Source organism: Flavobacterium oreochromis, assembly GCF_019565455.1.
GTDB lineage: Bacteria > Bacteroidota > Bacteroidia > Flavobacteriales > Flavobacteriaceae > Flavobacterium > Flavobacterium oreochromis.
Window position 1 is genome coordinate 1,848,417 of the sequence record NZ_CP067377.1, and the last position, 11,851, is coordinate 1,860,267.

6 protein-coding genes and 1 pseudogene are annotated in these 11,851 nt (G+C 31.0%); 6 read left to right on the top strand and 1 reads right to left on the bottom strand.

Annotated features, from left to right (window positions below):
• Positions 1–16: 16 nt before the first annotated feature.
• Together rpoC and JJC03_RS08810 are read left to right on the top strand one after the other, a co-directional pair.
• Positions 17–4,320: pseudogene (gene rpoC / locus JJC03_RS08805) on the top strand (DNA-directed RNA polymerase subunit beta').
• A gap of 107 nt (positions 4,321–4,427) precedes the next feature.
• Positions 4,428–4,745: a DUF3467 domain-containing protein gene (locus JJC03_RS08810; protein ID WP_088400723.1), complete on the top strand. Its 318-nt coding sequence runs from the start codon at positions 4,428–4,430 to the stop codon at positions 4,743–4,745.
• Positions 4,746–4,854: 109 nt separating this feature from the next.
• Here the strand turns inward: JJC03_RS08810 and JJC03_RS08815 are convergent, their stop codons facing one another.
• On the bottom strand, positions 4,855–6,444 hold the full coding sequence (locus JJC03_RS08815; protein WP_088400721.1) for a peptide chain release factor 3: 1,590 nt from the start codon (positions 6,442–6,444) through the stop codon (positions 4,855–4,857).
• Positions 6,445–6,567: 123 nt separating this feature from the next.
• Here JJC03_RS08815 and JJC03_RS08820 point away from each other — a divergent pair, with 123 nt between their 5' ends.
• From JJC03_RS08820 to JJC03_RS08835, 4 genes are all read left to right on the top strand, one after another.
• A complete protein-coding gene (locus JJC03_RS08820; protein WP_235873073.1) occupies positions 6,568–8,262 on the top strand; it encodes a sensor histidine kinase in 1,695 nt (564 codons plus the stop codon).
• A complete protein-coding gene (locus JJC03_RS08825) occupies positions 8,262–8,873 on the top strand; it encodes a response regulator transcription factor (protein WP_088400717.1) in 612 nt (203 codons plus the stop codon). Before JJC03_RS08820 ends, JJC03_RS08825 begins: the two co-directional genes overlap by 1 nt.
• 1,099 nt (positions 8,874–9,972) lie before the next feature.
• The gene (locus JJC03_RS08830) at positions 9,973–11,220 is read left to right on the top strand and encodes a DUF8693 domain-containing protein (protein WP_235873074.1); all 1,248 of its coding nucleotides are present in this window, start codon (positions 9,973–9,975) and stop codon (positions 11,218–11,220) included.
• Complete coding sequence (locus JJC03_RS08835; protein WP_235873075.1) at positions 11,204–11,806, top strand: T9SS type A sorting domain-containing protein; 603 nt, start codon at positions 11,204–11,206, stop codon at positions 11,804–11,806. Before JJC03_RS08830 ends, JJC03_RS08835 begins: the two co-directional genes overlap by 17 nt.
• The last annotated feature ends 45 nt before the right edge of the window (positions 11,807–11,851 follow it).

Consider the following 11,851-nt stretch of genomic DNA (forward strand, 5'->3'; position numbering starts at 1 on the left):
TAAAAATTCAAAAAAGATGACAACAAATAGAAATAAAGATAAAAATACGATCAAACGTTTCAATCAGATTTCGATTGGTTTAGCTTCGCCTGAATCTATTTTAGCTGAATCACGTGGAGAGGTATTAAAACCAGAAACTATTAATTACCGTACCCACAAACCAGAGCGTGACGGGTTATTCTGTGAGCGTATCTTTGGTCCTGTAAAAGATTATGAATGTGCTTGCGGTAAATACAAAAGAATTCGTTACAAAGGAATTGTTTGTGACCGTTGTGGGGTTGAAGTTACTGAGAAAAAAGTACGTCGCGACCGTGTAGGACACATCAACTTGGTGGTACCTATTGCACACATTTGGTATTTCCGTTCGTTACCTAATAAAATTGGGTACATTTTAGGATTACCATCTAAGAAATTAGATATGATTATCTATTATGAGCGTTATGTAGTAATCCAGCCAGGTATCGCTAAAAATGCAGATGGAGACTCATTACAAGCAATGGATTTCTTAACAGAAGAAGAATACTTAAATATTTTAGATTCACTTCCGTTAGAAAACTTATATTTAGATGAAAATGATCCTAATAAGTTCATCGCTAAAATGGGGGCTGAATGTATTATGGACTTATTAGCTCGTGTTGATTTAGATTCATTATCTTATCAATTACGTCATGCGGCTAATAATGAAACATCTAAACAAAGAAAAACTGAAGCATTAAAACGTCTTCAAGTAGTAGAATCTTTCCGTGAAGCAAATCTTAATAGAGAGAATTTACCAGAATGGATGATCTTGAAAGTAATTCCAGTTATTCCTCCTGAATTACGTCCATTAGTACCACTAGATGGAGGACGTTTTGCTACGTCTGACTTAAATGATTTATATCGCCGTGTAATTATCCGTAACAATCGTTTAAAACGATTAATGGAAATTAAAGCACCAGAAGTAATCTTACGTAACGAAAAACGTATGTTACAAGAGGCGGTAGATTCATTATTCGATAATACAAGAAAAGCTTCTGCTGTTAAAACAGAATCAAATAGACCATTAAAATCATTATCAGATTCATTAAAAGGTAAACAAGGACGTTTCCGTCAAAACTTACTTGGTAAGCGTGTTGACTATTCAGCTCGTTCAGTAATCGTCGTTGGACCTGAATTGAAAATGTATGAGTGTGGTTTACCAAAAGATATGGCTGCTGAGCTTTACAAACCATTCGTTATTCGTAAATTAATCGAAAGAGGTATTGTAAAAACAGTTAAGTCGGCTAAGAAAATCATAGATAAAAAAGAGCCTGTAGTATGGGATATCTTGGAAAATGTAATTAAAGGACATCCTGTATTATTAAACCGTGCTCCAACTCTTCACAGATTAGGTATTCAAGCATTTCAACCTAAATTAATTGAAGGGAAAGCAATTCAGTTACACCCGTTAACATGTACGGCGTTCAACGCTGACTTTGACGGTGACCAGATGGCGGTTCACTTACCATTAGGGCCTGAAGCGATTTTAGAAGCACAATTATTGATGTTAGCATCACATAACATCTTGAACCCTGCAAATGGTGCGCCTATTACAGTACCATCTCAGGACATGGTTCTTGGGTTATATTATATGACAAAAGAGCGTTTGTCTACACCTCAATTAACAATTAAGGGAGAAGGATTAACATTTTATTCTGCAGAAGAAGTGCATATAGCATTAAATGAAGGTAGATTAGAATTAAATGCTCGTATTAAAGTAAGAGCAAAAGACTTCAATGAAAATGGAGAATTGGTATATCAGATTATTCAAACTACTGCAGGACGCGTATTGTTTAATGAAGTAGTACCAGAAGAAGCCGGATATATCAACGAAGTATTAACCAAAAAATCACTCCGTGATATTATTGGTAAAATTTTAGCTGTTACTGATGTACCTACAACAGCAGCCTTCTTAGATAATATGAAGGATATGGGGTACGGATTTGCTTTTAAAGGGGGATTATCGTTCTCATTAGGGGATATCAAGGTTCCAGATGAGAAAGACCCATTAATTGCTGGAGCTAGAGAAGAGGTTGAAGCAATTACCATGAACTATAACATGGGACTTATAACGAATAATGAACGTTATAACCAAGTTATTGATGTTTGGACATCTGCTAATGCTAAGTTAACAGAAGCAGCTATGAAAAACATCCGTGAGGATCAACAAGGGTTCAACTCGGTATATATGATGCTTGATTCTGGAGCCCGTGGTTCAAAAGAACAGATTCGTCAGTTAACCGGTATGCGTGGTTTGATGGCTAAGCCTAAAAAATCAACTGCTGGTGGTGGTGAAATTATTGAGAACCCAATCTTATCAAACTTTAAAGAAGGTCTATCAATCTTAGAATATTTCATCTCTACACACGGTGCTCGTAAAGGTCTTGCGGATACGGCATTAAAAACAGCAGATGCGGGTTACTTGACGCGTCGTTTACATGATGTTGCTCAAGATGTAATCGTAAATCAAGTAGATTGTGGAACTTTAAGAGGGGTTGAAGTAACTGCTTTAAAGAAAAATGAAGAAATTGTTGAAGGTTTAGGTGAAAGAATCTTAGGGCGTGTGGCTTTACAAGATGTAGTAAATCCTTTAACTTCTGAAGTTTTAGTAGCAGCAGGTGAAGAAATTACAGAAGCAATTGTTAGAGAAATTGAAGCCTCTCCAATTGAGGCGGTTGAAGTACGTTCTCCTCTAACTTGTGAAGCAGCTAAAGGTATTTGTGCTAAATGTTACGGTAGAAACCTTGCAACAGGTAAAATGACTCAAAAAGGTGAAGCAGTAGGAGTAATTGCAGCGCAGTCTATTGGTGAGCCAGGTACACAGTTAACACTTCGTACGTTCCACGTTGGGGGGTTGCTGGAGGTATTTCAGAAGAGTCTAGTATTATTGCTAAATTCCCTGGACGTTTAGAAATTGAAGATTTAAAAACGGTTAAAGGAGAAGATGGAGATGGGGAAGAAGTAGATATCGTAATTTCTCGTTCTACAGAATTAAAATTAGTAGACGAAAATACGGGGATCTTATTAAGTACACACAATATTCCTTACGGTTCAAGTATTTTCGTTGCAGACGGTCAGATAGTAGCCAAAGGAGATACGATTTGTAAATGGGATCCATATAATGGAGTAATCATTTCAGAATTTACAGGTAAAGTTGGTTACGAAGATTTAGAACAAGGTCAGTCATATCTAGTTGAAATTGACGAGCAAACAGGTTTCCAAGAAAAAGTAATTTCTGAGGCAAGAAATAAAAAGTTAATTCCTACTTTACATATTTATGGTAAAGATGGTGAGTTAATTCGTTCATACAACTTACCAGTAGGTGCTCACTTAATGGTAGAAGATGGAGAAAAAATTAAATCAGGTAAAGTATTAGTAAAAATCCCTCGTCGTTCTTCTAAAGCAGGCGATATCACGGGAGGTTTACCAAGAATTACAGAATTATTAGAAGCTCGTAATCCTTCTAACCCAGCAGTAGTATCTGAAATTGATGGAGTTGTATCATTCGGGAAGATTAAAAGAGGTAACCGTGAAATCGTAATTGAATCTAAATTTGGTGAAGTTAAGAAATACTTAGTGAAGTTATCTAACCAAATTTTAGTTCAAGAAAACGACTTCGTAAGAGCGGGTATGCCATTATCTGATGGTGCTATTACGCCAGATGATATCTTAAGAATTAAAGGACCATCAGCAGTACAACAGTACTTGGTGAATGAGATTCAAGAGGTGTATCGTTTACAAGGGGTAAAAATCAACGATAAACACTTTGAGGTAGTTATCCGTCAGATGATGCGTAAAGTTCAAGTAAATGATCCAGGAGATACATTGTTCTTAGAAGAACAACTAATTCATACAAAAGACTTTATCGAAGAAAATGATAAGTTATATGGTATGAAAGTTGTAGAAGATGCAGGTGATTCAGTTAATTTAAAACCAGGGCAGATTGTTACTCCAAGACAATTACGTGATGAGAACTCATTATTAAAACGTGAAGATAAGGACTTAGTTGTAGCTCGTGATGTAATCACTGCAACTGCTACTCCAATACTTCAAGGTATTACAAGAGCTTCATTACAAACTAAATCGTTTATCTCAGCAGCATCGTTCCAGGAAACAACGAAAGTGTTAAATGAAGCGGCTGTAGCTGGTAAGATTGATACTTTAGAAGGTCTTAAAGAAAATGTAATTGTAGGTCATAGAATTCCAGCTGGTACAGGTATGAGAGATTATGATAATACAATTGTAGGTTCTAGAGAAGAGTATGATGAATTGATGATTACTAAAGAAGAATATAACTTCTAGTAATTTTAATATTCTAATAAATATAAATCCTAACAGTTTTGAACTGTTAGGATTTTTTTATTATTATTGTGTTAGTGATAATATATAACATTTAAATAAAGACTATAATGAGTAATAATCTTAATCAAGAACAGGAAGGGCATATAAATATAGAATTGGATGAAGCAATTGCAGAGGGGACTTACTCGAATTTAGCTATTATAAATCATTCTAATACTGAGTTTGTAGTTGATTTTATTAATATAATGCCAGGTATGCCAAAAGCAAAAGTAAAATCAAGAATTATTTTAACTCCAGAACATGCTAAACGTTTGACTCAAGCTTTAATTGATAATATTCACCGATTCGAAAAAGCACATGGTGATATAAAAGAAGGAGAGCAGCCTCAGATTCCCTTAAATTTTGGACCAACAGGACAAGCTTAACTATTTTTTAATCGGTTGATTTTTTAAATTTTCTGAAAGTATAAATAAATTAAAGCGACCAATTGGTCGCTTTAATTTATTTGTGTTTTTTTAATTAAATTCTTTTAATTTATTCAAATTCCGAAGTAAAATGTAATTTTACACTAGGATATTTTTGTTGTGTCATTTGGATAGAAAAATCAGAATCTGCTAAAAATACCATTTGACCATATTTGTCTTTTGCTAAGAATTTTTGCTTAATACGTTTAAATTCAGTGAATTCTTCGTTTTTAGGATCCTCAGGTTGAATCCAACAAGCTTTAAAAGCAGGGAAATTTTCATAGGTACATTTAGCTCCATATTCATGTTCCAATCTGTATTGTATTACTTCATATTGAAGAGCTCCAACCGTACCAATAACCTTACGATTGTTCATCTCTAAAGTAAATAACTGCGCGACTCCTTCATCCATTAATTGATCAATTCCCTTTTCTAATTGTTTTGCTTTTAAAGGGTCTGCATTATTTATATAGCGAAAATGAAGAGGAGAGAAGCTAGGAATTCCTTTGAAATTCATTTGTTCACCTTCTGTAAGAGTATCACCAATCTTAAAATTACCAGTATCGTGTAATCCAACAATGTCACCAGGGTAAGATATATCTACAATTTCTTTTTTCTCAGCAAAAAAAGCATTTGGACTTGAGAATTTTAGATTCTTAGCATGACGAACGTGTAAGTAAGGTTTGTTCCGTTCAAATGTTCCTGAAACAATTTTGATAAATGCTAAACGATCTCGATGCTTTGGATCCATATTAGCATGTATTTTAAAAACAAATCCTGAAAATTTATTTTCCTCTGGTTTAACTTCTCTCGTGTCAGAGTGTTTGGGTCTTGGAGAAGGTGCAATTTCTATAAAACAATCTAGTAGTTCTCGTACACCAAAGTTGTTTAATGCAGAACCAAAAAAAACAGGTTGTAAATCTCCTTTTAAGTAGGCCTCACGATCAAAAGAAGGGTATACTTCCTCTATAAGTTCTAATTCTTCTCTTAGCTTAAGAGCTGCTTTTTCTCCTATTATTTTTTCTAGTTCAGGGTTATTTACGTCTTCAAAAGCAATTGTTTCTTCAATGTTTTTTCTGCTATCACCTTCGAATAAATTGATGTTTTTTTCCCAAATATTATAAATTCCTTGGAAATCATATCCCATTCCAATAGGAAAACTTAGAGGTGTAACATGAAGGTCCAATTTTTTTTCGACTTCATCCATTAAATCAAAAGCATCTTTACCCTCACGATCTAATTTATTAATAAAAACGATCATAGGGATATTACGCATACGACAAACTTCTACTAATTTCACAGTTTGTTCCTCAACTCCTTTTGCGACATCGACTACTACAATAACACTATCAACAGCTGTTAATGTTCGGAATGTATCTTCCGCGAAATCTTTGTGACCAGGCGTATCAAGAATGTTAATCTTTTTATCTTTATAGTTAAAAGCTAAAACAGAAGTAGCTACAGAGATACCTCTTTGACGTTCAATTTCCATGAAGTCTGAAGTAGCTCCTTTTTTGATTTTATTACTTTTTACAGCTCCTGCTTCTTGGATAGCTCCCCCAAAAAGTAATAGTTTTTCAGTTAAAGTTGTTTTTCCTGCATCAGGATGCGATATGATTCCAAAAGTTCTTCGGCGTTGTATTTCAGTGTTGAAACTCATTGTTAAAAGAAAAAATTAAGTATTTTTGCGTTAAATAAATGTAAAAAACTTGCTTTTCTAAAAAAAGTAAATTGTAAATTTTTGTTAAAAAAGCCTATAAGTCTGCAAAATTAATAAATAAACATGAATAAGCTTCAAAATAAATCTTACTTAAGCCTTATTATTATACTTTTATTGCAAATACTCTTTTTCTATTTAGTGTTTTTGGAATATAAAGGAGAAAAACAATTGTTAGTAATTACAAGAGAAGATAAAGTTGATAGAAAGTTTAAAGATAAAGCAGAAAAACTTTCTGATTTGATTGAGGGAACACAATCTTATTTTAATAAATATATTCTTTTTAGAGAATTACCCGATCTTAAAAAATATAATGAAAGCCTTGTTTTAATGGCTAAACATTTAAATAATCTAATCATAGATCAAAATCAAAGCACAAGACTAAAAAATAAGATTAAAAATAATGTAGCACTTAATCAAAATTTAATTAATTTAAAGCAAAAAACAGATTCTATAATTAATGAGAGATCAACAATTTCTCAGCAATTAAATTTAGATGAATACTTAAAGCCAAGTAATTATAAGTTTGAAGATGTTTTAAATAGTGTAGAATTTGAAACTGATAAAAAAGTAGATAGTGTAAAGAAAAAAGGCTTGTTTTCAAGATTAGGAAGTGCTTTAAAAGGAGAAAATGATATTCAAAAAGAACAAATCAATAGCATACTTCGCATCAAATTTGGCAAAAAAGTAGTTTCAGGTGATATAAAACAACAATTTAAAAATGTTTTATTGGAATCACAAAAACACTATAATAGACAATTTGGAGCGATTGGTAGAAGTTTAGCAAATATTAAGAAAGGAGAAAAGAATTTAATTCAGAAAAATCAAGCTTTAGTTTCTGCTTATCGTGAGGTAAATGATAAATTAAGACTAATGATTGATGATGTATTAGATGATAATTCTGTAAAAATAGACGAACAAGCTAAATTAAATAAGAAAGTTAGGTTCTATATGATTATTACTGTCATGGTTCTAATTTTATTTATGTTATTTGTTTTATTGAAATATATAACTGACACATTTAAAGTTAAAAGAAAATTATCAGAAGCTAAAGATCAAATAACAAAAGATTTATTTTTAAAGAATCGTATTATTTCAACATTGACTCATGAGATAAAAACCCCTGTAAGTATTATTAATTTATATGGAGCATTTATGGGAAATAAGAATAAAGATGCTGAATTAAAAGAATTTTTTGATACGGTTGTTTATACATCTAATACCCTAATGCATATTTCTAATCAAGCGTTAGAATTAGTGAAAAATAATGAAGGAGAAGTTAATTTGAACTTAGAATCTGTTAATATGTCAGATGAAACTACTGCTATTGTTAATTCATTAAAGATTTTTGCATCCTCAAAAAACATTAATTTGGTATTTAAAAATGAACTACCATCTAATTGGGTTGTAGCGTATGATAAAGCTAAATTTTATCAATTGGTATATAATATAGTTGGGAATGCAGTAAAATTTGCGAAATCAACAATAGAAATCGTAGTTAGGTTAGAAAAAAATGGAGACATAGAATCTTTTTTATTTACAGTGAAAGATGATGGAATCGGAATACCAAAAGAAGATAAAGAAAAAATATTTGATTTAGAATATCAAAGTAGAAACAATAAATCCGTCGATTCTTTAAGTTTAGGGTTAGGATTATATTTATGTAAAAATATTATTAAGGCAAGTAATGGCACAATTTCTGTTGAAAGCGAATTAAATAAAGGAAGCCAAATTAAGTTTAATCTGAATTTTAAAAAATAATGAATATAAAAGGAGAAAAGAAAGTTTTGATTGCGGATGATCATGCAGTAGTGTGTCGCGGAATAGAAGTATTGGTGAGGCCCGCATTTGAAAAAGCAACATTTTCTTATGCTAATTCCATTCAACAAGTTTTAGAAGCAATAGAACAAAATCAATACGACGTACTATTATTAGATGTAAATTATGCTGATGCAAATTTAACTCAGAAAATTTCTGAAATTAGAGAAAAATCAGCACAAGCAAAGATTGTCGTTTTTACCAGTGGGTTATCATTTAAGGAATTTAATATTTTAAAAAAAGAAGTAAATGCTATTTTAACAAAACAGTCTGAGGCCTCTGCCTTTATACATACACTCGAAACCGTTTTTAGTTCAGGAAACTTTGTAAGTTCACCAGTAAATGAAGAAAAGGTAAAACGACTAGAAACACTGACTGAGAGAGAATTAGATATATTAGAGTGTATGTTAGGAGGGATGGGAAACAAAGAAATGGTATATCATTTAGATATAAAAGAATCAACTATATCAACACTTCGTAAAAGAATCCTAGGTAAGTTAGATTTAACAAACAATGTAGAACTATTAAATTATTTTACTGAAAATATATTGTAATATAATAAGATAAACTTAATAGCCGATCTTGGTTATTATTAAGGGCTCAACTTTATATAAAGTTGAGCCCTTTTTAATATTGTTAAGTATTAATTAAAAAATAATATTAGAGTTTAGATTGATAAAAAGTTGTTTTTAGCTAATCTTCCTAATATGAGAGCTATAGATTTTCTGAAAACTTGATCAATTGGTAAGAATAAATTATTTTAAGTTTATTTTGTAATTGTTAAATTAGAATTTAAATGATCATGGCAAATTAACAACCTATTTTTTGTTATATTTATTAGAGGTGTATGGACTAATGATTTTATTGAATTATATAAAATTTTTGTACCTGATTTTATTTATTAAAGAGGTAAATAACCTGAATCTAATAGAGGGTAATAAAATTGTTACTCACTAATAATTGTGTATAATATCGTTAAAGAATGATATAAAAATTGTTTGCTTTTTATATTCAGTTTTTGGTAATGTTGTTAATCTTGACTTAACAACGTGATTATATTTTATAATAGTTTAATATGTTTAAGTGAATAATAATTGGATTAAATTTTAATTTGAAAAATCATAAGAATTTCTTTTGTGACTGATAGAAATTAAAAAGAATTAACATTTCGACCTAAAAGTATAAAATATTGATTTATTGTATTATTTTTTGTTTTTTAAATGTTTTTGATTATAATTGATAATTTCTATAGTGATTTGAATTAGTTTGAAGTAAAATTAATAATTAAGGTCAGTAAAATGAAGTTTTAGAATGGTTAAAATCTTCGTTGTGTTTGATTTTCAATAGAGTGTGTTTCACTCTTTTTTTATAATGTAGAAAATTTTCTAGCGGAAAAGAAAAGAAAAAAAAAAAAAGAATTACTTTTACAATGTAATTTGTTTAAAAAGAATCGTATGAAGCTTTTTGTAGAACTGATGGATCCCCCTCCACCTCCTGATGAAGGACCACCTCCGGTGGGTTTGAGTGTTGGGTGTAGTGAAAGTGTCCTGATTTTTATGGCATTTTTTTTGTGGTTGTATCATTCTTATAGAAAAAAAATAGGATGATATTTAAGTTAGATGCTTTGGGTTATAGTGCTTAAATATGTATGTTATGAGAAAAAAAACTATTTTTCTTTTTTATTTTTTATTTTTTTTGCTTAGTAAAAATTATTCGCAATTATACGTAGGAGGAGATTCTAATAAGTATCTTTTCGTTAAGGGGGTTTATGTATACGTTAAAGGTAATGTTAATTTAGCAAGTTCTACTTCTGATGGGAATTTCTATTTACGAAATGAAGGTCAGCTTATACAAGGTGGAAAAGGTCTTTCAACTAATACTGGTCTTGGTAATCTTTCTGTTTTTCAGGAAGGAACAGTTAATAACTATCAATATAATTACTGGTGCTCTCCTGTAGGTGAACCTAGTTTAACATCAGGTAATTCTAAATTTGGAATCACTCGGTTAAAATTGCCAACTACCACTTTAGGTAAAACAGATGCTACTATAACAGCGGCTTTTGATGGGATTTCTGCAAATGGAAGTCTTACCATTTCTAAGAGATGGATACATACGTATCAGCAATCAACTCTTTATAGTGGATGGGTTTTCAAAGGAGATGCTGTTGATATAAATGCAGGTGAAGGTTTTTCAATGAAAGGTACTATGGGAACTGATAATACAGTTCCTATGGCGGGATTAACTCAAAATAATTCAGGAAGTGCTCAGCGTTACGATTTTAGGGGAAAACCAAATTCAGGAGATATAAAAGTTCCAGTTGTAGCTGGAAAACTTACTTTAACAGGAAATCCTTATCCTAGTGCTATAGATTTAAATTCATTTCTTAGCGACACAGATAATGTTTCACTATCTGACGGTACTGTTCTGTTTTGGGAACATGATAAGACTGTAAATTCTCATTATTTAAGTGAATATAGAGGAGGCTATGGTGTTTATAACGTTTTGACGGGTAATTATACACCAGCTGTTTTTTATACTTATAATTCAGGGGGAAATAGTACAGGTATTTATAGTTCACCAGGGCATTCTTATAAAAGACGTTTTTCTCCTATAGGACAAGGATTTATGGTTAGAGGAAGTGGAAATGGAAATTTAACCTTGAAAAATGAACATCGTGTTTTTGTGAAAGAAAATGAGATAATTACATCTTCACAATTTGAAAGAAATAGTAATAAAGTTTCCAATCAGGAATTTTATCCTCCAATTCCTAATATTGCTGGTGTAGATTATACAAAAGAGAGAGTAACTAATCCAAATGTAAAGTTAAAAGTTTCTTTTTGCGATATAGCAACTAAAGAATTAGCCTTAGTCTTTATGAATAAATGTGAGGTGGGGGGTTGATAGAGGGGATTCAAGACCTCCTTCAAGATACACCAAAGATATAAATTTAATTATTAACCAAGAGTCTTTTATTCATGATTGTAGACCATTTGATAAAACTAATAAATATCCTCTAAAGTGTGTATCTGATCAAGACTGTGTCTTTAAAATTCAAAAAGGATCGGAAGAAGGAATGGAAAGTTCTGAGATATATCTACATAATAAAAAAGAAAATCAATATTATGATTTAAACGGAGATCCTGTACAATTTTCTGTAAAAAAAGGAGAGGATTATGATACATATGAAATCGTTTTTAGTAAAGACTCAGAAATTTTAAGTACTGATAATGCAACATTAACTCAAGATTTAATTGTTTATTATGATAAAGCATTAAGGGCTATTATTGTTGAAAATAAAAGAGAGCACGATTTAAAAGATATCTGTCTATTTGATCTTACAGGGAAAAATATTAAGTGTGATTTTTTAGAGTCTAACCAAAAATCTAAATATATATTAGGAGTTGATCATATTCAGGATCAAACATATATTGTTAAAATACAAGATAAATTTAAGAATATAGTATCTAAAAAAATTATTATTCACTAGTAAATTTCCTTTAAAAAATGAAGGTAGATTTTTTTAAAATAAACC